At 44.8% G+C, this 23,616-nt stretch carries 18 protein-coding genes; 16 read left to right on the top strand and 2 right to left on the bottom strand.

Features of this window, described 5'->3' with window-relative positions:
• The first annotated feature begins 20 nt into the window (after positions 1 to 20).
• From AC2TF5_RS13165 to AC2TF5_RS13210, 10 genes are all read left to right on the top strand, one after another.
• Entirely contained in the window at positions 21 to 1,154 is a 1,134-nt protein-coding gene (locus AC2TF5_RS13165) for a glycoside hydrolase family 88 protein (RefSeq protein ID WP_491302581.1), read from the top strand.
• A 16-nt stretch (positions 1,155 to 1,170) separates the two neighbouring features.
• Positions 1,171 to 2,499 carry an alpha-L-fucosidase gene (locus AC2TF5_RS13170; protein WP_491302582.1) on the top strand — a complete coding sequence of 443 codons (1,329 nt, stop codon included), beginning with the start codon at positions 1,171 to 1,173 and terminating at the stop codon, positions 2,497 to 2,499.
• Between the two features lie 211 nt (positions 2,500 to 2,710).
• The gene (locus AC2TF5_RS13175; protein WP_491302583.1) at positions 2,711 to 3,673 is read left to right on the top strand and encodes a hypothetical protein; all 963 of its coding nucleotides are present in this window, start codon (positions 2,711 to 2,713) and stop codon (positions 3,671 to 3,673) included.
• A gap of 145 nt (positions 3,674 to 3,818) precedes the next feature.
• Entirely contained in the window at positions 3,819 to 7,793 is a 3,975-nt protein-coding gene (locus AC2TF5_RS13180) for an InlB B-repeat-containing protein (RefSeq protein ID WP_491302584.1), read from the top strand.
• A gap of 465 nt (positions 7,794 to 8,258) precedes the next feature.
• Positions 8,259 to 8,669, top strand: a complete 411-nt coding sequence (locus tag AC2TF5_RS13185) for a BlaI/MecI/CopY family transcriptional regulator (RefSeq protein ID WP_044877005.1) — start codon at positions 8,259 to 8,261, stop codon at positions 8,667 to 8,669.
• Positions 8,669 to 10,525 carry a M56 family metallopeptidase gene (locus tag AC2TF5_RS13190; protein ID WP_491302585.1) on the top strand — a complete coding sequence of 619 codons (1,857 nt, stop codon included), beginning with the start codon at positions 8,669 to 8,671 and terminating at the stop codon, positions 10,523 to 10,525. The genes AC2TF5_RS13185 and AC2TF5_RS13190 overlap by 1 nt, the downstream gene beginning before the upstream one ends.
• 456 nt (positions 10,526 to 10,981) lie before the next feature.
• Positions 10,982 to 11,368 carry an Rrf2 family transcriptional regulator gene (locus AC2TF5_RS13195; RefSeq protein ID WP_491302586.1) on the top strand — a complete coding sequence of 129 codons (387 nt, stop codon included), beginning with the start codon at positions 10,982 to 10,984 and terminating at the stop codon, positions 11,366 to 11,368.
• 127 nt (positions 11,369 to 11,495) lie between these two features.
• Positions 11,496 to 12,422 (top strand): NAD(P)/FAD-dependent oxidoreductase, encoded by a 927-nt coding sequence (locus AC2TF5_RS13200; RefSeq protein WP_491302587.1) that lies wholly within the window; start codon positions 11,496 to 11,498, stop codon positions 12,420 to 12,422.
• Positions 12,423 to 12,562: 140 nt separating this feature from the next.
• The gene (gene trxA, locus AC2TF5_RS13205) at positions 12,563 to 12,892 is read left to right on the top strand and encodes a thioredoxin (protein WP_491302588.1); all 330 of its coding nucleotides are present in this window, start codon (positions 12,563 to 12,565) and stop codon (positions 12,890 to 12,892) included.
• Positions 12,893 to 12,971: 79 nt separating this feature from the next.
• Positions 12,972 to 14,195: an MFS transporter gene (locus tag AC2TF5_RS13210; protein ID WP_491302589.1), complete on the top strand. Its 1,224-nt coding sequence runs from the start codon at positions 12,972 to 12,974 to the stop codon at positions 14,193 to 14,195.
• 272 nt (positions 14,196 to 14,467) lie between these two features.
• Here the strand turns inward: AC2TF5_RS13210 and AC2TF5_RS13215 are convergent, their stop codons facing one another.
• Positions 14,468 to 15,190, bottom strand: a complete 723-nt coding sequence (locus tag AC2TF5_RS13215; RefSeq protein WP_491302590.1) for an SDR family NAD(P)-dependent oxidoreductase — start codon at positions 15,188 to 15,190, stop codon at positions 14,468 to 14,470.
• Positions 15,191 to 15,290: 100 nt separating this feature from the next.
• Complete coding sequence (locus AC2TF5_RS13220) at positions 15,291 to 15,872, bottom strand: NAD(P)H-dependent oxidoreductase (RefSeq protein WP_491302591.1); 582 nt, start codon at positions 15,870 to 15,872, stop codon at positions 15,291 to 15,293.
• A 137-nt stretch (positions 15,873 to 16,009) separates the two neighbouring features.
• Between AC2TF5_RS13220 and AC2TF5_RS13225 the strand changes: the two genes are divergently transcribed.
• The 6 genes from AC2TF5_RS13225 (at position 16,010) to opp4C (ending at position 23,611) form a co-directional block, all read left to right on the top strand.
• Positions 16,010 to 17,029: an AraC family transcriptional regulator gene (locus AC2TF5_RS13225; protein WP_491302592.1), complete on the top strand. Its 1,020-nt coding sequence runs from the start codon at positions 16,010 to 16,012 to the stop codon at positions 17,027 to 17,029.
• 447 nt (positions 17,030 to 17,476) lie between these two features.
• The gene (locus AC2TF5_RS13230; RefSeq protein ID WP_491302593.1) at positions 17,477 to 18,265 is read left to right on the top strand and encodes a DeoR/GlpR family DNA-binding transcription regulator; all 789 of its coding nucleotides are present in this window, start codon (positions 17,477 to 17,479) and stop codon (positions 18,263 to 18,265) included.
• Positions 18,262 to 19,407, top strand: a complete 1,146-nt coding sequence (nagA, locus tag AC2TF5_RS13235; RefSeq protein ID WP_491302594.1) for an N-acetylglucosamine-6-phosphate deacetylase — start codon at positions 18,262 to 18,264, stop codon at positions 19,405 to 19,407. The genes AC2TF5_RS13230 and nagA overlap by 4 nt, the downstream gene beginning before the upstream one ends.
• 456 nt (positions 19,408 to 19,863) lie before the next feature.
• Positions 19,864 to 21,612: an ABC transporter substrate-binding protein gene (locus AC2TF5_RS13240; protein WP_491302595.1), complete on the top strand. Its 1,749-nt coding sequence runs from the start codon at positions 19,864 to 19,866 to the stop codon at positions 21,610 to 21,612.
• A 95-nt stretch (positions 21,613 to 21,707) separates the two neighbouring features.
• Positions 21,708 to 22,661, top strand: a complete 954-nt coding sequence (locus tag AC2TF5_RS13245; RefSeq protein ID WP_208919777.1) for an ABC transporter permease — start codon at positions 21,708 to 21,710, stop codon at positions 22,659 to 22,661.
• A gap of 17 nt (positions 22,662 to 22,678) precedes the next feature.
• Positions 22,679 to 23,611: an oligopeptide ABC transporter permease gene (gene opp4C / locus AC2TF5_RS13250; protein ID WP_481856642.1), complete on the top strand. Its 933-nt coding sequence runs from the start codon at positions 22,679 to 22,681 to the stop codon at positions 23,609 to 23,611.
• Positions 23,612 to 23,616: the final 5 nt, after the last annotated feature.

The raw sequence follows: 23,616 nt of genomic DNA on the forward strand, positions 1-23,616 counted from the left end.
AAGTAGAGGGGATAGAACGGATGTGGAATAAAGCGATTGAGGATGCAGTTGAGAAAACTAGAGCCAATATTGCTCGATTCGGAGATCAGTTTTCCCATGTCGGGATCAATGGCGGCGGTTATACTCAAAATTTGAATCCAAACAATGAGTGGACGAACGGATTTTGGACGGGAATCAATTGGCTCTGCTATGAATACACGCAGGACGAGGTTTTTCGCAATGCTGCGATCAAACAAATCGAAAGCTTCCGCCATCGTTTGCAGCAGCATATTTCTTTAGATCATCATGACATCGGCTTCCTATTTTCGCTGTCTACCAAGGCTCAATGGATTCTCGAGAAGGATGAAGAGGCAAAGAGGCTGACCCTCAGCGCTGCGGATAAATTGATGGAGCGTTGGCGCGAACCGTCGCAGTTGGTCCAGGCTTGGGGGAAGGAGGGCGATGAGGTAGAAGGAGGCCGCATTATTATAGATTGTCTGCTGAATCTTCCACTGCTCTATTGGGCATCGGATGTAACAGGAGACGACTGCTATCGCGAGAAGGCCATGATTCATGCGGAGAAGAGCAGAAGGTATCTGGTCCGAGGCGACGATTCCTCGTATCATACGTTCTCCTTCGATCAGTTGACGGGGGTACCCGTCGGCGGTTCAACTCATCAAGGCTTTCACAACGGATCGACATGGACTCGCGGACAAGCATGGGGCGTGTACGGCTTCGCTTTATCGTACCGTTATACCGGAATTAAGCTGTTTTTGGAAACATCCAAACGGCTGGCTCGCTATTTCCTGGAGCATCTGCCTGAGGATCATGTCGCCTATTGGGATCTGAATGCGCCAGTCGACACCGATACGCCGCGTGACAGTTCCGCTTCCGCTATCGTCTGTGCGGGACTGCACGAGCTGCTGAGTCATCTGGAAACGAACGACCCGGAACGGGACTATTTCCAGCAGTGGATGGAGCAATCTATGGAGTCTCTGGTGGAGCGGTATTCGACGATCGGCGATCCGGATGCGGAAGGGTTTCTCCGGCACGGCTCGTACAGCGTACGTCATGGGCATTCGCCAGACGACTTCGTAATATGGGGAGATTATTATTACCTTGAGGCTTTGATGCGTCTTGAACGGGGAGTTTCTGGATACTGGTATGAAAGATAAATGAAGGGGTGCTCGTATGAATAGGAGTATTGTTGAGGAAAGAACGGAACGTACCCAGTGGTTCTTACACGACCGGTTTGGGATGTTCATTCATTGGGGACTGTATGCAATTCCGGCAAGAGACGAATGGGTAAGAAGCCAGGAAAAAATGTCATTGGAAGATTATCAGGTTTATTTTGATGAATTTAACCCAGTCCTTTATGACCCGCGAGCTTGGGCGAGGATAGCCAAACAGGCAGGCATGAAATACGCGGTGATGACGGCGAAGCATCATGACGGCTTTTGTTTGTTTGACAGCCAGCTCACCGATTACAAGTCGACGAATACGCAGGCAAAACGGGATCTCGTCCGAGAATTTCTGGATGCTTTTCGCGCCGAAGGATTGAAGGTAGGATTATACTACTCTTTGCTTGACTGGTATCATCCTGATTATCCGGCTTATGGGGATCTCCATCATCCTATGCGCGACAATTCCGAGTTCGAGCGGGATCCGGCCACCTTTGACCGCTACCTGGATTATATGCACGGGCAAGTTCGGGAGCTACTCACCGATTATGGCATGCTGGATATCATGTGGTTCGATTTCTCCTATGAACACTTGCAAGGGGAAGCTTGGCGTGCTAATGAATTAATGGAGATGATTCGCTCACTGCAGCCGGAGATTATCGTGGACAATCGATTGGAAGCCAGCGGTTCGATAGGCGGAAGCATATACTCCAATGATCCCAGCTTCTACTCCGGGGATTTCGCTTCTCCGGAGCAGATCATTCCGCCCAAAGGGGTTGTGAATGAAGCAGGTGAATCCATACCATGGGAAGCATGTATCACGTTAAATAATCATTGGAGTTATTCCTCAAGCGACCAGGTATATAAAACGGCAAGAATGATCATTCGCAAGCTGGTTGAGTGTGTCAGTAAAAATGGCAATCTGCTATTGAATGTGGGACCAAATGCTAGAGGGGAAATTCCAGATAAGTCGATAGCTATACTGGAAGAAATCGGTTCATGGATGCGGCGCAACTCGGACAGTGTCTACGGATGCGGCGAAGCCGGGATAGAGAAGCCGGAGTGGGGACGTTATACAAGGAGAGGCGATAAGCTGTACGCCCATTTGTTTGAAGAAAATGTAGGTGCGATCAATTTGCCAGGATTAGCCGGACGGATCAAGAAAGCTCGCCTGCTGGCAGACGGCTCTGAGGTGTTGATCGGGCGTCCATGGAACACGGCGCTGTATCCGGATGATGCGTTTCTTTCCTTATCCCGTCCTGAACACTATACATTTCCGCTTCCTGATGAAATAGATACGGTAATCGAACTGACCCTGATGGCAGAGGAATTAGACTGATAGGAGAATATTCGGAATTGTTACGGCTCATCTGCCAGACGGCGGGTGGGCCGTTCGTCTGTTTGAGTACGCAGCTGACCTGTGCCGTGAAATATTCTCGTACAAAAATTGCACATAATAGTAGATTTTGTTCACGCTCCAGAAGAAACGATTCCCTATTATAGTATTAAAACAAAACGCCTGCATTAAGCCTTCTGGGGGGTGCATTTTTTTGTCTGAACGCTTGCTTATCCATAGCAAAACTAAGAGAGTTGCATTGGTTTCTTTCGTTGCAGTCGTTGCCGTAAGCCTTATTTTCGTAGTTTCCTCACTAATAAAGCCGGTTAGCGGATCACCTCAGGAGGGTGACTTGATTGTCATTGACGGATTTGGGGTATCCGAACAGGAGTTTCTACTATTTTTATATGATGAACGTGCATTAACCGCCAACACTTTTTTTCAGAAATATGGAGCTGATGCCGACTCTGAATCTTGGGATCGCAAATATGACGGGCAAACTCCCTTGGAATATGCCCGCAACAGCGCGCTCGAAAAGCTGCAGACAGCCAAAATGGAAGCTATCGTTGCCGTAGAACACGGGCTGATTGACAAGGATATCCGTTTTTCTTCCATCATGAATGAACGGGAAATTACGAATGCCGAGCGTGAACGCATGCTGAAGGATGGCGAGGTGTTTTACGGTTTGTCTTCCTTTGATGAGTATCAATACTATAACTATGTCAGAAACAATGTCTGGTCTGAGCTCGTCAAGTGGTATTTGGATACAACGAGGGTGACGGATGAAGAGTTATATCCTGTTTACGAACAGAACAAAGATATGTTTACGCTGGGTATTGAACTTAAATATATGATGTTGCGGCAGGAAGGCTCCACTGAAATGTTGACTCAGACGGAGAATGATATTCCAAAGGGAGATATGGAAGCGCTTAATATTTGGTATGAATTGAACAAGCTGGAGGCGGGGGAGCAGTTGAGTAAAGTTGAATACAAAGGCGAGCTCGTCGATGTATTGTTGATGTCTAGAAAGGAAATGGGTGATAAGCCTTATTCGGAGGTTAAACAATTATTGCTGCAAATAAATGCGGAGAATCAGCTTCAATTGATGGTGAAAGAACGCGTTGAAAACGCAAATATTCACATCGACCGGCAGAAATTTAACTCTATCCGATTTTAAGCCTCATCTATCAACCAGCCTAAAATGAAGCATCTATTCAGCAATCTTTAGAAGATTGAAAGGGGGGGTGAAAAAGCATATTACGAATCTTAGGTCTTAAATTCATGAAGTTTCGGGGAAGCATTCTAATTTGAGGAGGGAAAGTATGTATCTTTTTAGACGGTTCAAAAAGATTGTATCACTTGTTCTAATCTTCTCACTTATAGGAGCAAATTTGGCCCTAACTAATGTTCAAGCCGGTAATTCGGAGGCGGGGCTGCTTACTCTGGATGCTAGCTTGGACAAGCCAGAAGGTGGGGAGGGGGAAGGCGGACGGATCGTTCTTAATGAGAACGAGGAGAACTATTCCAGTTATCCTGAAAGCGCTGTCTATAGTCATGGATCAGCACAGGGTCTGATTGTGAAAGAGTCGCCGAATCTAGAGGATTTTACGGAGGTAAAGTTGAACGGCGAGTCTATCAGCAGCGAAAATTACACCGTTAATACGTCCGAAAATACTGTTCTGATTTCAAATCACTATTTGGATAGCTTGTCGCCGGGAAGCTATTTGCTTGAATTGAGCTTTGGGAATGCTGGACGTGAATTGAAGCTAACGATAGGCAGCGAACTGAATGCGGTGACAGGTCTTGCATGGTCTGGCAGCAAGGCGATTTGGGAGGAGATGCCTGATGCTGTCAGCTATGTGGTTGAATTATTTAAGAACACAACTTCATTGGGTTTGGAAGCCTCTTTGACTAACCAATATGATTGGGACAGCCTGATCAGCCAACATGGCCCGGGTGATTACACATTCAAGGTTAAGGGCGTAACGGCTGATAATCGGCACACCTCGGATTCCGCATTAAGCGATCCCAAAAGCTTCGGTCTATCTATTGCGCAACAACTCTCCGGTAATGATCTGGCGCTGAGCTTTGATTCAACAGTGTTGAGCAAGGGAGCCAGCGACAGGCTGTTCGTTGATGGCGGATTTGATTACGTTATTGATGATGTCGCCTTTAGTCTAAACGATGAAGATAAGGCTAAGGTTGATGTGGACCGAGACGGGAATATTCAAGTCAAGCCCTCCTATTATCCGGGTGAAGAAGACGACCAGGTCACTGTATACGCGACGGTCTCTTATTATGAGGGCAGCGACATCCTCTTCATGGATAATTTTGAGGGCGACAAGAAATTTACTGCAGGGGCTCCGGGTTCCTATAGTCATTCTGCTGTGAGGCCGCACTATGGGCGTAATGCTGCTACCGCTGTGTCCGGTACTACAGGGCCTGCCAGAGCGCTGGTGAATTCAAGAGTGGTCAATCCGGTTCATGGAACGGTAACGGCTTGGTTCTATGATCATGGCGATATGGATCAACTGATTAAACTGGCGTTCAGCGTCCAAAATGCCGCTAATAACAATAGTACCAGTAATTATTATGCGCTAGGCGTTGTACAGGATTTAAGCGATACAAACAGACAAGGTTATTATATTTGGCGTGCGGGCAGCGCATGGAATCCTACAGACGGTTCGACCAGCAATAAAATTGAACGTTCCGCGGGATGGCATAAGTTCGAGTGGATCGTCAACAGTGACGGTATGACTGCTAAAATTGACGGACAAACAGCGTTTAAAACTACTGCCGTCAAGAACATCGGCGCCCTTGTGCTGATGACCAACTGGAACGCTAACGCTGGAAATATCGAAAATCGTTACTTTTTTGACGATGTCTCTGTCGTTTCGCAGTCGGCGACTCTGAAAACCGCTACGATCTCCACTCAGATCAAGTTGGCTGGTAAAGAATATAAAGTAATGCCTGCTGCTGTTGAATTTGACCTTGAGAACAAGGAAAATATCACCCTGCGCGTGACGCCGGACCTGACCGATTTGACAGGGGTGCTGTACAATGGCCAGAGACTTATCGAAGATGTCGATTATTGTCTGATAGACACCACGAGTATGATGCTGCTGAAGAACGGCTTCTTAAGCTCGCTCCCTGTAGGCCAAGCGGCAGTCCAGCTTGAATTTAAAGGCGGGAAGACCCTGGACGTCATGGTCGACATTGTGAATCATGAACCGAGAGCGTATTATGTTTCAAATCAAACCGGGAATGACGCCAATGACGGCTTGACGCCAGAGACTGCCTGGAAATCTTTGGGTAAAATAAATCAGACTAGATTCTATCCTGGGGATCAAATCTTCCTGGATGCCGAATCGATTTGGAACGGTCAACTGAAGCTGCGAGGCTCCGGTACGGAGGACAAGGTGATTAAGCTTGGCAAATATAACGACGGAGGTCAAAAGTACAAGAGACCTGTCATTAATGGCGGCGGTACCATAAGCAAGGATCCCTACTATATTTTTGACACCAATCCGGTGGAAAGACGTTTAGCCTCCGGCGCTGTTGAGCTCGTGAACGAGGAAAATTGGGAAATCGACGGGCTTGAAGTGACAAACCTTGGTTCCCAATGGGAAATAGGGCGCAACGGCATTATGATTATGAATAATTATGCTGAGACGCTTGAGGAGCGTACTCCCGAAAACTTTATGGCCAGCAAAAAAAGTCATGTATACGTGACCAATTCTTATGTACACGATGTCAATGCCCTTCATCAGTCCTATGGCGGTGCTAAGGTGGCCGGCGGCATTATATTTTACGGCTATATCGACGATATTCTGGCCGAGGGCAATACCGCAATCCGTTGCGACAACGAAGGAATTCGCAATACAGGTTTCCACCCGGACGGTTGGACCAAGAGCGGATATCCCGCCATTATGAAGGTGCGTTACTTCAACAATTACATGGCTAATGGCTCTGGCGATGCGATGGTTCTTTCCAACGCTCTTGAGGGCGAAGCTCGATACAACTATATTACGGGTTTTGGAAAAACGTATTTAACTGACGCGAAGCCGAACGGGGAAGGTCCAAACATCACCGATGGGGTTGGAAAATATATCAGTGTGGCCAATTATGCCGCTCTGTGGTTCATGGGCGTCAAGGATTCCGTGATGGAATTTAACGAAGTGGTGGATAACCCGTACAATTGCGCCGATGGCGAAGCATTTGACATTGACAGTTTCAATGACGGGGCAGTTTATCAATATAACTATAGCCGAAACAATTATGGCGGCTTCATGTTGTTCATGCCAGGGTCGAAGAACAGCATTGTGCGTTACAACATTAGTATTGATGATGGCAGTCCCCAAGAAGGATCTGCGGCATACTCGCATTTGTTTTATTATGCGGTTGGCGGCAGCTCGAACAGTACAGATTACCCGATTATTCACAACAATATATTCAAGCTTGGTGCAAACACGACGCGAATATTCGGTACAAGCAGCACAGGTCCGATCTGGAGTCACTTTTATAACAATATTTTGTATGGCAAGGATATGATTAGTGTCTTCGACATAGGTTCAAAGAGCGTCATGACGCATGGCAGCTTCGATTACAATATCATTTATCCGCAAACTCTGATCGATCGAAGCAAATTTGCTTCAGGCGTTTATGGATCGCATAACATTTATGCGGACCCGACAACTATACTGGCAAATATAGAACAGTCTATGGATATTGACGTCATTCCTAAAGACGCCATTCCAACCAACGGAACTATTGTTAAGAACGGGGATAAGAATACAGTTCTGTTCAACTCGAGAAATACTGGGATCGGCAAAGCGATTGCCCGCTCAGAATTTGATGTGTCTAAGCTAGCAGGCTTCAAGCTCAAGTCAGTAGACCCAAATATTGCGGTAGGTGCTGGATTTCGAGCAGATCAAACGCTTGAAGGACGGCGAGACTTAAGCAAAATATTCCCTTTGACACGCGACTTCTTTGGAAATGCCATTCGGCCTGATGATGTGCTCGACATCGGTGTGCATCAAATTGGGAATGAAGGCCTGAAGGCTGTTGAGTTTAAAACAGGGCAGGGAGGAAGCTATATTCAGCATCAAGCTATACCTGTTGGCGGTCTTGTATCCAAACCATCAACGGACCCGACGAGGAACGGATATAAATTCGGCGGCTGGTATACAGACGAAAGCTATACGACAGCGTGGAACTTTGAAACCCGCGTGGTCACCGACAATACGGTTCTTTATGCAAAGTGGATTTCGTCTACGGATGAGTCTTCAGCCGAGTAGGTGGCAGCGATAAAGAAGCTCTCGAAATAGGGTTGCCGTCGGTGGGGACTGACCCCATAACGTGAGACAAATCAAAACACCTTCAAGAGAATCGAACCATGTCGTAAGATATGGAGATAACCTTGGAGGTGTTTTTGCGTTGGCAACTAGAGTGAGCTACCCCTTGTCCGATTCCATGCGCTTCTTGTTGTTGTTTGCTCTTAGCCAAAACGATGAAGCGATTTTGTAACAAAGGTATTGACATCATATAACTACAACTGTAGTATATTAGACAAAGACTACAAACGTAGTGTAAATAATAGTCATATGGGAGGAGCTATACAAAATGAACGTAATATCAAAAGTATCCATGCAACATTAAGGATTTTTGCATGTAACAATATGTTGACATTACCAAACTACAAATGTAGGATGGATTTGTAACTACATACGTAGTCTGATAAATTGACCTTGGAGGTTACATGCATGAACCAAATACCAGCGGTTACGGATGCAGAGCTGGAAATTATGCGCGTGTTATGGGTAAATCCGGATTGCCCTTCCAGCGAAGTCGTAAAGCAGATGGCAGAGAAAATGGGTTGGAGCCCGAACACGACGCGGACACTCCTGAATCGATTGGTGCAGAAAGAAGCAGCGGGGGCAAAGCTGGAAAAGGGTTCAAAACGTACCCAGCTATTTTACCCCATCATCAGCGAGCAGGAATATCTACGGTCTGAAACCACATCTTTTGTGAAAAAGCTGTATGGCGGTGCATTAAAGCCAATGCTAGCCAATTTTTTAGAGGATAAAAAGCTGAATGCGCAGGAAATCGAGGATTTGAAGGCTTTATTTGACGAAAACTGCATAGACGGCGGACCGGAAAAGAGAGATAGCTGATGGGTCCAACATTACATGCAAGCTTGTTATCGTTTTTTGGCTGGGTGATCCGCGGATCATTTATGGCCGGCATACTGGTCCTACTTGTCCTGATCCTGCAGTTTCTATTAAAAAACAAGCTAGAAGCTAGATGGAAATATTTGATTTGGCTGCCTGTGGCGATTCGTCTGCTGCTTCCTTGGGCGCCGGAATCTTCGCTTAGTCTGTACAATGTTTTGTCTCTGGAGGCCATAGCCCCCGGAATTCATCAGAAGACCCAAGATCCTTCGGTTTGGAAGGAAGTGGGGAGAGCGAGCGAGACGGCGGTTCATGGTGAGCGCTATTTAAAACCGGAAACAAGCGGAATTTCGGAAGTGCCTGCTTCATCCCATGAATCGGGAACCGTGCAGGAGCGCGGCTTCTGGTGGAATCAGATCAAGCAACTGGGATTTACCAATGGGCTGATGCTGGTATGGCTTTTGGGGGTATTGTTTCTTGCTGCGAAAACGGTATACGACCACCTTCGATTGAAACAAGCCCTGCGTGCAGGCCGATCCATCGAAACGCCACTTTTATCGGCAGTGTTTCAAGAGACGAAGCAGCTATTGGGCATAAATAGTAAAGTACGGTTTGTAGCATCGGAACGGATTCCCGGACCTGCCGTAGTCGGTTTTCGTGAACCTGCGGTCGTCATTTCGCCAAGACTGCTCGTCACGTTGAGGAAGGAGCAGCTTCAATATATTCTGGCGCATGAGTTCGCACATATTCAGCGACGGGATGTGGCCGTGAATTGGATGATACACATCATCCTTATTCTCCACTGGTTTAATCCATTGATATGGCTTGCCGTACATAAAGCAAGACAGGACCAGGAGATGGCCTGCGATGCATGCGTCTTGGACCGGATGAGCCCGCAGCAAAATAGGGCATACGGACAAACAATTATTCATGTGCTGGAGCATTTTTCAGGCAGCCATCATCAACCGGGGATTGCCGGCTTGTCCGCGACACATAAAGAAATGAAAAGGAGACTTATAATGATTAAACAATTCAACAAAAAATCCTATGGTCTGTCCATTTTGGGGTTGGGAATGATTCTCGCGCTTGGCAGCGTGACGTTGGTAAACGCTAAGGAAAGCAACGCCGCGAGCATACCGCAAAAGGCTTCCGTGCAAGCAGAGCAGGATTCAAAAGCTGCTGAGGCTACGCAAGATCAGCAGCAACCAGAGAAGAAGATTCAGCTCGACCAAACGGAAGCCGCAAAGCTGCAAAAAGTGTTAAAGCAAGTAGCAGGGAAAGAGGTCAAGTTACAGGATGTTGGCGAGTTCAGTTATGATGCCGTCGACACGGAGTTTGCGGAAGTTGAATCGGTAGACGGAAAATTTGTAATTTTATTTGATACTAAAGACGTTAAGTATATAACTGTTAGCGAGAAGCTCCCACTCGATAAAATCAGTAAAAAGGATCAGGATAAGGCCCTTCAAGAGCTGAATAAGCTGTATCCAAACATAACCTACGCATTTGACAAAGAAGTGATCATGTATCGACACTATGATGACAAGAATGCTAAATTAAGCGATCTTGTAACGTATGCATTGACTGGAAAGAACTTTACCGTTCAACTAAGTAACGACTTTTCGCAAAACAAAACTGATTTACGTGTAAGCCAGATAGTCATGGAATTTGACGACGCGAACGAAATTGAACCGCAAGTGCCAAAAACGGTCTTGAATCAAGACGCTAATTTCAAAGGGGCTACACTTAGAAAAGTGAAGTGGGATAACCAATCTAAAAATTACCGCTTCGTCAATCACCACACGACCAAAAAGGGCACCTTGGTAGAAGAAACGGTAATAAGACCTACATTGGCCAACTAAAACGTGCTGTCCTTGACGTCTGGGCTTAAAGCGGCAAACGGGGGGTGGAATTAGGCGTTATAGATAACCAAAATGCGGAACGAAATGGTCAGCGCTCACGTACTTTGTCGGTGCGAAAAATCACCGTCATTGTCGTGAGCGCTTGTGTGTCAGGCACGTCAACAGCCCAAGAAGTCTAACGCCAATCGAGGGGGAAGCGAAAAACGGCGGTTATCCCACCGTTCCCCGTTATCGGTCCATGTCCGCCATGACGCAGTCAATTTGCGCTTCTTCAAGCGGTTGGCAGCAACGGAACGGACCAGCGGCTATAATCCTCCGGCGGCTCACTACACGCGATGGTAATGAGTGTGAGCATCGAACCGCATATATTGCGAAAATTATGAAAAGTTACAACTTGACACATTGATGATTTCGAGGATATTATAGATACATCAAGTCTTTGAATGGGGTGATACCTTGAGATTTACAAAAGCAACGAATTATGCTTTGCACACCATGCTCGCGCTCGTTGACGCTTCTCCGGTTAAGCCGATTGGTGTTCAACAGTTAGCAGAATTACAAGGTGTTTCACCAACCTATTTATCCAAAATTTTAACAAGGCTCGTGAAAGCAGGGATGATCGAGTCTGTTTCCGGAGTCAACGGAGGATATCGCTTATCTCGCAAGAAAGACGATATTAGATTTTTGAATATTATCCACGCTATTGAGGGAACGGCATCCTTATTTGAATGTGATTTTCTCCACGGCGACGAATGCTCGATTCAAGCTGTAATGAAGGAAGCGGAAGAGAAAATGGAAAGCCATCTTAAAAACACGAAGTTGACGGATCTGGTCCAAAAGTAAAACGCAGGTTTAAGGTTGAGCCATTTTATATTGAAAGGAGGAGAGCAGTTTGATACATATAAAAATATTTTTTATCTAATCATAGATATAATAAGTCTTTAAAGTCTATATAAGGGAGTTGAGCATCATGATTTACGAGTGCGCCATTATTGGTGGAGGACCGGCTGGATTGAATGCTGCCCTCATCCTTGGAAGAGCTAGGAGAAGCGTGGCTATCATTGACAACAATCGACCCAGAAATGCTGTTACACATGCGTCTCACGGCTTTATTACGAGAGACGGCGTAACGCCGGCCGAGTTCCGCAGAATTGCTCTTGAGGAAGTTAAAAGTTATCCGTTAGTCGATCATCTTCAAAACGAAGTTGTTTCTGTTGACACTACCCAATTCGGATTTGAGTTAGTTGATTCTGCTGGCCTTCACCTTAAGGCGCGCAAACTGATCTTGGCAACAGGCGTAAAGGAGATATATCCAGATATTGAAGGCTTTTATCCGCTTTACGGGAAAAGCTTGTTCAATTGTCCCTATTGCGACGGCTGGGAGCTTCAAGATCAACCGCTTGTTGTTGTATCCGAATATCCAAACCTATTTCATACGGCCAAACTGCTTCTCAATTGGAGCAAGGATCTGGTTGTCTGTACGAACGGCAAGGCGTCTCTGTCAGATGAGCACAAAAAGCAGCTTCAATCAAAGGATATTGTGGTAATGGAGCAACCTATTGCAGCTTTCATTGGTCAGAATGGGCAGCTTGAACATGTTCGCTTTGCAGACGGAACTCAAATTCCGAGGGCTAGCGGTTTCGTGGCTCCTAAATTTGTGCAAAGCGTTCCGTTCGCAGAACGATTAGGCTGTGGAATGACGGCCTCGGGCGGGATTAAAACAGACGGAAAGGGGAGGTCCGCAATACCTGGTTTATATATCGCCGGAGATACTTCGTATGTGGCTCCTTCCCAAGTGGTTTTTGCTGCAGCGGACGGCAGCCAAACGGCTATGAGCGTAAATATGGATTTGGCGGAGGAGGATTTTACAAATCGTGGGAGTTCACCTACGGGTTAATTACGGATATAAAAAGTCTTTAATATCTTCATGAGAAAGCCTCATGATTTCAAACGTGTTGTTTAAGGAGGTGATGAGATCCAGTCGATTCATCCTTGGTAGAAAATGTGTGAAAAATTATAAAATGGAGGAAGATACACATGACTATTTGTCACTCTACGGATACAACATTTGAAAGTGATTTGAAAAAAGAAGGTTTTACATTAGTTAATTTTTGGGCGCCTTGGTGCGGACCTTGCCGCGCTTTTGCACCTATACTCGAGAGGTTCGATCAGGAGTATAGCAAAGAAGTGAGGGTACTAAAAATCAATGTAGACGAACAACCAAGTACTGCCGCTCATTATGGAATTATGAGCCTTCCAACAACGATTCTATTTAAAAATGGTGAGCCGATCGATAAATTTGTTGGAGCTGTTCATATTGATTCATTAAAACAGTTCATATCAGATAAAAATAATTTAACAACGTAAAACTCCCAACGAAAGCCGCCGGCCCAATCGGCGGCTTTCGTTAAGTTGAGTAGTGAAATTTTAAGAGGAGATAAAATGAATGAAGAAGTCAGACAAAACAGCACAACCTAATTCTTTCATTATATTGATATTGTTTTTTGCGGGATTGGCAATTATGTCCAGCTTCTATGTTACAATACCCTTAATCTCGGTACTTTCAAAGGAGTTTTCTGTATCAGAAGGGCAAGCAGTATGGACTAGTAGTTTGTTTACGTTAAGTTTCGCTGTTGGATGCTTATTATTTGGACCATTATCAGACCGTTTTGGCCGAAAAAAAATCATGCTTTGGGGATTAGCTGCGTTAACGATTGTTACTATCTTTCTAGGGTTTCAAAGCAGTTTATCCTCAGTTATTCTTTTCAGAGGAATACAAGGCTTGACTGCGGCTACTTTCTCTCCCGTAGTCCTTCCCTATGTGATGGAATTGTTCCCGCAAAATAAAAGAGTCTTTGCAGTTAGCTGTATGAGTGCAAGCTTTCTTATGGCTGGGATTATCGGGCAGGTGTTCAGCAGCTTTGTAAGTTTTCATTTAGGTTGGCAATATGTGTTCATCATTTTGGCAGCGATTTATCTTATACTAATACTACTGATGATATTCTTTATACCAAACCTCCCGGCGAATGGAATTCGTGTTGCGGCAGCATTCAAACAAATGAGAAAGACGCTGGGACAAAAATCGCTATGGTTTGCCTATGTAATCGCATTGGTCATGCTGCTTTCTTTTGTAGGCATGTACACTGCATTGGGAGACTTTTTAAGCAGTTCTCTTTTCGGCTTCTCGAAACAACAGATATTATATGTGCGTTCAGTAGGGATCATAGGGATGTTAATGTCTCTTTTTGCGAGTAGTCTGGTTAGGAGATTTGGCATGATATCCGTACTTAGAAGCGCAATAATCCTAGCTGCGAGCGGATTGATTTTGATAGGACTTGGAACAAACATGGTGTTTATAATTGTGATGAGCGTCGTATTTGTATCCGGCATTGCAACCGCCATCCCTTCATTGGTTTCACTGGTCGGTGAACTAGGGGGAGCCTCAAGAGGTGCGGCGATTTCTATTTATACGGTTGTAGTGAATTTAGGTGCTACCATTGGACCCATCCTAGTCATTCAGATGCTCCAAACGGGTAATTATATCCTCACGTTCTCAATCTTGGCGGGCTGTTTACTGCTGGGACTCCTGGCTACATTCTTTGTTAAACGTGTATCACCAGTTGTTGATAATCTTGTTACAGATCAGGAGAAATCTATAGCACCATTATGAATAGGAGTCATAGTTACTTCATTATATTTGTTAATGGTAGGTGATACTATGCTAAGCGAGCACAATAATCTTGAATCCTCATCCATTATTACCGTTTGTAGGAAGGAGGAACAAAAGAAATAAAGATTGATTGAAAGATATCTACAATCATTGATTCTAGGCATAGAAAACAGCTCGCATTTTGAAAAAAGATTGATCAAAATGCGAGCTGTTTTTAGTACCGAATGAATCATATTTTATATACCGAAAAACTCTATTCATTTGCTATACAATCATGCATTTAAGTCTGTTATGGCAGGAATATTAATTTCCTTTACACATGAAACAGGCGATAAATTAATAACGCATTGGACAATGGCTACAATGTCTTGAACAGGAATACGAGTGCCTTCATACAACGTAATTGCCTTTTCTACACCTTCTTCATAAGGGACTTCAGCAGCAAGCTCTCCTGGATTAATACACGTTACAGAGATCTTATCTTTCCTCACGTGCTCACGCAAAGCATTTGTAATACCACGCAATCCAAATTTAGATGTGACAAACGAAACTTGTGCATTATTCGTATGATCTAAACCTGCTGTTGAACCAATTAAAATAATTTTCCCGTTATTCGCCTGTCTTAAATTAAGTAAAAGCGCCTGAATATATGTAATAGTGGAAGTTAAATTAATATTAATTATGTTCGAAATATCTCCAACTTCATCCTTATCAAACGTATAGTCATCTTCGAAACCACGCTTTTCCCATACTCCGACATTATAAATTAAAACATCAATAGCAATGTCTCTTAAAGTTTCTTGTAAAGAAGGAATTTGTTGTTGACTAGATAAATCAATGGCGAGCCATTTACGATTTACGCCATCATTTATATCTAAACTACTTGGTCGTGTGCGTGATACCATCCATACTGTATCTCCCTTAGTGGGTAAGCCTTTTACAAATGCATCGCCTAGCCCTTGGCTTGCTCCAAATATAATAAAGTTCTTACTCATTCAATCACTCCTTCTAAATAGCTATACTTCTTAATTATAATTATTATAAAAATAAGTACAACTAAAGTGATTTATTGAGTAGGGACCAATCAGAAGAGGGTCAAGCTAATTGCGCGCCAAGCTGATTCACTTTGGCTAGCCACTCAGCTCGCGCTTTATCCGAAGATCCTCGGATTGGACCAATCTCAGTAACACGTACAGGAGATACTCCACAAAATTTCAATATATTGCGTTTCATCACATTGTATTCTGCATTCTTATATGCCAACTTATTGTACCAGAACGGAGTATCGGCAGTGACGATCAAACGCGAGGACTTTCCGGATAAAAGCTTGTCCACTGCAGAAGAATTTTCCCGGTATTTGTAAGCAAAGCCGGGGAGAAAGACCCGATCGATAAATCCTTTCAGGATGGCCGGCATTACACCCCACCATGTAGGATAAATAAATACAAGGTGATCCGCCCAGCGGATTAGCTCTTGAGCATCTCTCAGATCTTCCTCTAATTCTGTTCTTTTACGGTAGCCAAACTTTAGGTTCGGATCAAATTGGATCTTGCTCAAATCAATAGAGCGAACCTGGGCTTTGTTGGCCGAAGCCCCCTTCATATACGCTTTGGACAAGGCCGAACAGAAGCTCTCTGGGTCGGGATGTCCGTTAATAACGAGAATATTCGATTTCATCTCTAGTTCCTCCTGTTGCAATTGTTTGCGATATAATAGTTAGTATAAAACTGTAATTAGCATAGAACGAATAGAAAGATAAATGAATAATCAAAAGCGCAAGTATCCTGCTTATTCACGCAAAGGGGAAATGGATATTGAAGAACCCGGGAGTTCCCATCACAATGGTATATCCGATTATGAAGACTATTGTTCATAAAGGATATGAAATAGAGAAATATTTCGAGTATGCTTCGTTTGACCGTAGTTTATTACAGAATACGGAGGCTCGTATTAGCGAAGAGGAATTGGAGCGATTGATGATTACCGCCGCGAATTACACGCAGGACAATCATTTTGGCTTGCACCAAGGACAGATCATAGACCTTGCCGATATGGGTATTCTCGGTTATGTGATGCATCATTCTAAAGCCATTGTTGATGCGCTTACCGCTTATCAGAGATACAATGTGATTCTGTGCAACGTATTCAACCTGGATTGGGAAGTGGAGGGGGACGATGTCCTTATCCGGTTTTTTTTGCAGAATCCCGGTCAAGCATCGCGTCATGTCGTAGAGGAGATGGCAAGTTCGCTGTATCATAAGATCAACAAGCTTAGCAATCAACACATCCCGTTGCATGAAATTCGATTTACACATGGCGCACCGGCGGATACACAGCCCTATATGGCGGTTTTCGGGAAAGTTCCCTGCTTTGGCGAGAAAGATAATGTTCTGCGTATGAGTAAGGAAGTGCTGAAATATCCGATTCTGTACGCTGATGCAAGATTGCTGGGAGTATTCGAGAATATGGCACGGGAAACTAAGGATGAGCTGACCCAGGCAAGTACGTTTTCAGACCGGGTAGTTCAGTGGATGAAAGAATGTGTTCCTTCCTTTTTTCCGACCTTACAGCAAACTGCGGAATATTTCAAAATAAGCACAAGAACACTTCAACATAAGTTGAAGGCCGAGCAAACTTCCTATAATGAGCTATCTGTAAAGGTACGCAAGGAATTGGCTATGATTTATTTGCAAAAAAGAGAGTATTCCATCGGCGATATTGCCTATTTGCTGTATTTTTCCGAGCCTAGCGCATTTCAAAGCGCTTTTAAGAAGTGGACGGGTTTATCTCCGGGACAGTATCGAACAAAAGCGCATAACAGGATAGTTCCCTAATCTTTTGAAATAAAGATATAAGGCTATAATATTAACTCATTCTACCCGTGAAGAATGTTAAGCAAGCGCTGCTCGCCTGAAATCTCATAAATTTACCTAGTGTTAGGAAGATAAGCATATGAGTGATTATGAACAGATCTTTAATGAAATTTATTAAAACAAGCAATACTTTAATACAGAGCTAGATGTCAATCAGTGAAAGAGAACTCATTTGCAATTATGAATTGTAGATGAGTTTTTTTGCTATTCTGAAACGGAGATTCTTGGTTTATAAGTAATCTTGTTTTTGTAACAATTCGCACTTTCTAACGTTAATTTTGAAGCGAAATGGATTTACTACGGTGTGGTGACCTTATTATTTACTTATAAATACTTATTGATTTTCAAGAATTGCTTATATATACTTAAATCATGAATTCGAATGCGTAACTAAGGAGGGCATTAAGAGTGTTTCAAGAACATAGATTATTGAAAATTCTTGATTACTTAAAACAACATCAATCGATGAGCGTTGGGGAAATTTGCTCGATCTTTCAAGTATCCAGAGATACGGCGCGAAGAGATATTGTCAAATTGGTACAAGAAGGTGTCGTTGTTCGGACGCATGGAGGGGTAGCTCTTCCAGAACTTCGGAAGGAGCTCTCTTCCTATCAAGATCGTCTAATTGAGGAGTCCACCAGCAAAAACGATATTGGTAAGCTTGGAGCCAAGCTGATTCACGATCATGAGACGGTATTCTTGGACGTATCGACAACGGTCCAATTTGTCGCGGAACATATTCAGGCGAAACAGATTACAGCCGTTACACATTCGATTGATAATGTAGGTATTCTCTCCAAACGAGATGATTTGAGCATTTATGTACTTGGGGGCTATCTGCATACCCAGAACCGCCTTTTATATGGTCCTTCCGTCATTGATAAGATTAGTGAAATACGAGCAGATAAGGCGTATATTGGGGCAACATCTATACAGCCAGACGGACTCTATTATCCCTATGAAGAAGATGTTCGAGTGAAGAAGGAAATGGCCAAGCAATCGGATCAAGTGATCCTTGTTGTGGATCATACGAAATTCGTGGCAAAGTCAAGATTTAAGTTGGATTTTGATTACGTGGATATCATCGTGACAGATCAGTTTATTTCCAGCGAAATGAAAGAAATATTAGATCAGAAAAATATCACGCTAATTGAATGTACAACAAATAATCCTCAGGACGGAGCTGAGCAGAGATGAATAACAAAATCATTCAACATGTCAACGTATTGCTTCCACATCAAATACTACCTTACACTACAGTCTGGGTCACAGACGGGAAGATCGAGCGAATTGAGACGCAAGAATCCCCGCAGTTCGACGAGGAGTACGAACGGATAGATGGCAATGGGATGTGGCTCATCCCTGGGATGATAGATGTTCATATTCACGGAGCCAATGGCTACGATATGATGGATGGCACGGAGGCTAGTATTCAAGAGGTATCCCATACATGTGCTGCAACCGGATGCACGTCGTTCTTAGCTACATCCGTAAGTTCAACGATGGATGATCTGCTGAACATGATTCGCAGCGTGAAGTCGGTGATTGGTCGTGAGCAAGGGGCGAAGATCGCCGGTATTCACTTGGAAGGACCTTATTTGAATCCGAAGCGTAAAGGGATGCAGAATGAGAAGTATCTTCGTCATCCTGATCTCAATGAAATGAAACTTATTTTTCAGGAAGCCGGTTCGCTCATTAAAATGGTGACGATTGCTCCGGAATTACCTGGAGGATTAGAACTGATCTCCTACTTGAAGGATCAAGGGGTTGTCATTGCCGTTGCGCACTCTGACGCCACGTATGAGGAAGCGAAGGAAGCATTTGGAGCAGGCGCGAGTCATGTGACACATTGCTTTAACGGAATGAGACCGATTCATCATCGAGACCCCGGTCTGATCGTTGCCGCATTTGAGGAACCGCATGTAAGTCTGCAAGCGATTGTCGACCAAGTCCATCTTCATCCTGCAATCATCCGCCTGATGCATCGTATTAAAGGGCCGGAAGGGATGGTGCTAATTACAGACGCGCTTCAAGCGATGGGAATGGGCGATGGAGAATATCTGTTTGGCGGCCACAATGTCACCGTATCCGAGGGAATTGCAAGGCTAGCGGACGGTACTTTGGCATCAAGCACGGTGACGATGAATGAAGCGTTGCGACTAACCGTAGAGAATGGAATATCCTTGACAGATGCTGTACAGATGGCTTCGACATCGCCTGCTCGTATTCTAGGCATGTCGAACAAAGGGAAAATTGAAATCGGCTGCGACGCGGATTTCGTCCTCCTCAATGAGAAGTATGAAGTACAATGGACGATGATTGAGGGACAACTGGTCTAATTCATTTGCATATTCCTATTAACGCGGAGCCTGGTCAGAACATCGATTATTTCCTTGAAAACACAGCAACCGATTCTCATCAATACTATGTACAATAAAGCAAGCTTTCTAAGCATTAAGTCGTAAGAAAAGACTTATTGAAGTTCTGTCGAAAATATTGACACTCTGTATAGTCTGATGGTATGCTTCAATAAGTACTACTATTCTTATAGGATTAATCAAATTATTAGTTCGAAAAATGAAAACAGAGTCGACCATACCATTGGAGACGTAGGATAGCTGCTTCAGCTATTTCCTGCGTTTTTTTGTTTTCGCACACAATAGGGGGAGATATTCAGAATATATAACGAAGGGTAAAACGGTGTACCAGTTCAGCAATAATTCCTACTTAACCCATTTGAATTATGTGTCACTTTGAAGTTAGGTTTTATAAAAAAAAAATTAAAGGTGGTTATTATGAAAAAGCAATGGTATACAGGCTTGTTATGGTTGTGGTTCTTGACGTTTTCGATTATTCTGGCGGGTTGTTCGTCAAGTTCTACCAACAATCAGCCGGAGGCTTCGTCTCCTTCTCCCCAGTCCAACGCCACCAATGAATCGTTAACGGAGCAGGGGACGGAAGTTCATTTACTTCAAGAGCCTTTAGCTGCGACGGATTTGTCCAAAATCCCGGATAGAGCAAAGCAGCGTAACGATGCGATCATTGTCACCCTGACGAACCCGAGCGGCGCGTTTACCCCCTATTTCACACAGGTCGGCTATGACGGTAACGTAAACTCCGTACTGTACACCTCGCTTGTCCGAGTCGATACGAACGGATTGCCGGTCCCTGGGCTCGCCGAGAAATGGGAAGTTTCCGAAGATAAGCTGACCTATACATTTCATCTTCGCGAAGGTCTGAAATATAGTGATGGATCGCCTATGACGACAGAGGATGTTAAATTTACATGGACCTTACTTCATGATCCGGCATACGACGGTATTAACAGTGTCGTGGAAACCAATATCAAAGGCGGGCAAGCATACAAGGAAGGAAAAGCGGATTCCATCGAAGGTATTCGAGTTATCGATGAGCGAACGATTTCCGTGACGCTGGAAGAGACGAATGCGACCGCACTGACTGTGCTGGGCGGCCAGATATTATCCAAAGCCTACTACGGTAAGGATTATAAGTTCGGCAATCTGGATTATATTAAAAACCTGCACGCCAACCCGATCACGAACGGGCCCTACAAGCTTGAAAAGTTCATTCCAGGCCAAGAAATACGTTTTGTTGCCAACGAACACTATGTTTTCGGAAAACCAAAGACGGAATACTTCATTTACAAGACGACCGAGGGGGACACATGGCAATTTATCGAAACGGGGGAAGTGGACTACGGCAGCTTCTCAGCCACCACGGATAATATCGAAAAACTAAAAAATCTTGGGTTCTTGAACCTGGTGCCAAGTACCGCGAGCAATTACGGATACAATCAATTCAATTTGGAGAAAGATCATCTAAAAGATAAGCGCGTCCGCCAAGCCTTGACTTACGGTCTCGACCGCCAATTGATTTATGTTGATTCCAGACAAGGCGCAGCTACGATCGCCAACATTCCTTCCTCTCCAATTCTGTGGTCCTATACGGAAGAAGACATCAATCCGTATCCGTACGATCCGGAAAAGGCAAATCAACTGTTAGACGAGGCCGGCTGGACAATCGGAGCTGACGGCATTCGTCAGAAGGGAGGAAAAAAACTGCAAATCAACTACCTTGGATCGAAGAGCCCGAACACCGATATTTTTATAGCGGTTGCTAAGGAGAACTATAAAGAAATCGGCGTCGATTTTATCCCTGAGCAATTCCCGGATTTCAACACACTCGTAACCAAGGTCGACAGTGGCGATTACGACATGGCCTCATTCTCTACTACCATTATCAGCGACCCTTCGCAAGGGGTAAGCCGATTTATTAAAGGGGAGACGAAAGGCTACGACAATCCTCGAATCGACGAGCTTTATGCACAAGGATTGGCTACAAGCAACGTTGAGGAGCGCAAAGAGATTTACCATGAAATGTTCAAAATTTTAAACGATGAACTGCCGATCATGTTTACCAACTACACTAAATCGGTTATCGCCATCAATGGCCGTATTGACGGTTTCGAATTAAACCCGTTGGCCGGAATCGCTTATAGCTTGCCGGATTGGGAACTTCAATAGGCTGTTTAGGACGGAGAGCCTTTGGCCCGCTCTATTAACTAAGGTATCTCCAGCCTGAACTCTTTAGGCCGGAGATGCCTGATTAAGGAGAGAACATGAGAACCTATTTGCTCCGAAGATGTTTGTATATGCTCTTGATTTTGATTGGCGCGTCTCTGTTGATTTTTTTTCTGTATTCGTTAACGCCCGGCGATTACGTTGACAACAATTTGAGCTTAAGCGAGGAGCGCAAGGCAGAGCTGAGAGAAATTCACGGGCTGAACAAGCCGATATTCGAACGATACGTGAATTGGATGGCCAATATTTTCAAAGGAGATTTTGGTTATTCCTTGGCTCAGCAGCGTCCGGTCCTCGATCTGTTTCAGGATTATATATGGAACTCCTTTTTGCTTGCGGTAGTCTCGACATTCTTCACCTGGTTTTTTGCCGTTATCGTCGGTGTCCTTACAGCCTACAAGCAGTATTCGCTGTTGGATACGTTTATCATGGTCGGAATATTCGCCGCGATGTCCATTCCTTCGTTCTTCATCGGTTTGTTCCTGATCAAAGTGTTTGCCGTTGATTTGAAAATTCTCCCGCCCGGAGGAATGATTACGACAGGCAGCCGAGCCGAAGGCTGGGATTATATCGTCGAGGTGCTGCATCATATGCTGCTTCCGGTTGCTGTCATGATACTGCTTGGCGTAGGTTCGCTGACTCGTTATTTCCGCAGCAACATGCTGGAAGTCATCCGGCAGGATTACGTGCGGACCGCACGTGCCAAAGGATTGAAGGAAAGAACGGTCCTTTACCGCCACGCTTTAAAAAACGCGATGCTTCCTGCGATTACATTGATCGGCTTCGAATTGCCAGGTCTTTTCGGGGGCTCCATTATTATTGAGAAAATTTTCAACTGGCCGGGAATCGGGCAGTTGTACATGCAATCATTTACCGTTCGGGACTACCCGCTCTTAATGGGCTTTACGATGTTTTTAGCCATATTGACGGTCGTCGGTACGCTGATATCCGATATACTCTATCATACTTCCGACCCTCGGGTCAGGCTTTAAAGAAAGGAGGAACTCACGTGTCCATTCCTACGACGGCAGGCCAGGCGGGGAAAGCCAGCCGCCTTTCGGATGCTTCGGATTCGATATGGCGGCAATCGGCTCGCCAGTTGGGCAAAAACAAGCTGGCCGTAGCCGGCTTCGCTTTTATGGTGTTTATGTTTTTGATTTGTTTTATCGGACCATTGTTCTCTCCTTATGCGGATGGCAAAATCAATCCTGCCATGATGCACCAGCCCCCGAGCGCCAAGCATTGGTTGGGAACCGATTTGCTCGGCAGGGACGTACTCACCCGACTTTTGCAAGCCGGCAGAATCTCGCTGACGGTAGGTCTTGCATCCATGGCGCTGTCGATGACCATCGGAACGGTTCTCGGCGTCATCTCGGGCTATTACCGCGGGGTCATGGATCAGATGATCATGCGAATCGCCGATTTGCTGTTTACGATCCCTGGACTCCCCATCCTCTTTATTATGGGAGCGCTCATGTCGGATTGGAAAGTTCCGACTGATTACCGGCTCTATCTCGTCATGTTAATGCTTAGTGTAATCGGCTGGCCAGGCGTTGCACGTCTTGTCCGAAGCCAGATACTAACGTTAAGGGAGAGGGAGTATATACACGCTGCAGACGTGCTTGGCCTTAGCGATAGACGGAAGTTGTTTCGTCATTTGCTGCCCAATGTATTCCCGCTTCTGATTGTTATTGCCACGTTAAGCATTGGAGGGGCAATCTTGTCGGAATCCGCGCTCAGCTTCTTTGGGCTGGGGGTCATGCCTCCAACTCCGACTTGGGGAAATATGATTGATGCAGCCAACAATGTGATCGATTTCGAGAAGCGTCCCTGGCTGTGGATCCCTCCAGGACTGGCCATCTTTTTGACGGTCATTGCCATCAATATTTTCGGCGACGGGTTGCGCGACGTTCTCGATCCAAAACAGAATACAAGCAGGTGAACGGA

Source organism: Paenibacillus sp. JNUCC 34, assembly GCF_058269055.1.

What these genes read in the sequence shown, in the direction of transcription:
- AC2TF5_RS13165 (WP_491302581.1), top strand. Translation starts at nt 21, where the DNA reads ATGTGGAATAAAGCGATTGAGGATGCAGTTGAGAAAACTAGAGCCAAT.
- AC2TF5_RS13170 (WP_491302582.1), top strand. Translation starts at nt 1,171, where the DNA reads ATGAATAGGAGTATTGTTGAGGAAAGAACGGAACGTACCCAGTGGTTC.
- AC2TF5_RS13180 (WP_491302584.1), top strand. Translation starts at nt 3,819, where the DNA reads ATGTATCTTTTTAGACGGTTCAAAAAGATTGTATCACTTGTTCTAATC.
- AC2TF5_RS13185 (WP_044877005.1), top strand. Translation starts at nt 8,259, where the DNA reads ATGAACCAAATACCAGCGGTTACGGATGCAGAGCTGGAAATTATGCGC.
- AC2TF5_RS13190 (WP_491302585.1), top strand. Translation starts at nt 8,669, where the DNA reads ATGGGTCCAACATTACATGCAAGCTTGTTATCGTTTTTTGGCTGGGTG.
- AC2TF5_RS13200 (WP_491302587.1), top strand. Translation starts at nt 11,496, where the DNA reads ATGATTTACGAGTGCGCCATTATTGGTGGAGGACCGGCTGGATTGAAT.
- trxA (WP_491302588.1), top strand. Translation starts at nt 12,563, where the DNA reads ATGACTATTTGTCACTCTACGGATACAACATTTGAAAGTGATTTGAAA.
- AC2TF5_RS13210 (WP_491302589.1), top strand. Translation starts at nt 12,972, where the DNA reads ATGAAGAAGTCAGACAAAACAGCACAACCTAATTCTTTCATTATATTG.
- AC2TF5_RS13215 (WP_491302590.1), bottom strand. Translation starts at nt 15,190, where the DNA reads ATGAGTAAGAACTTTATTATATTTGGAGCAAGCCAAGGGCTAGGCGAT.
- AC2TF5_RS13220 (WP_491302591.1), bottom strand. Translation starts at nt 15,872, where the DNA reads ATGAAATCGAATATTCTCGTTATTAACGGACATCCCGACCCAGAGAGC.
- nagA (WP_491302594.1), top strand. Translation starts at nt 18,262, where the DNA reads ATGAATAACAAAATCATTCAACATGTCAACGTATTGCTTCCACATCAA.
- AC2TF5_RS13240 (WP_491302595.1), top strand. Translation starts at nt 19,864, where the DNA reads ATGAAAAAGCAATGGTATACAGGCTTGTTATGGTTGTGGTTCTTGACG.
- AC2TF5_RS13245 (WP_208919777.1), top strand. Translation starts at nt 21,708, where the DNA reads ATGAGAACCTATTTGCTCCGAAGATGTTTGTATATGCTCTTGATTTTG.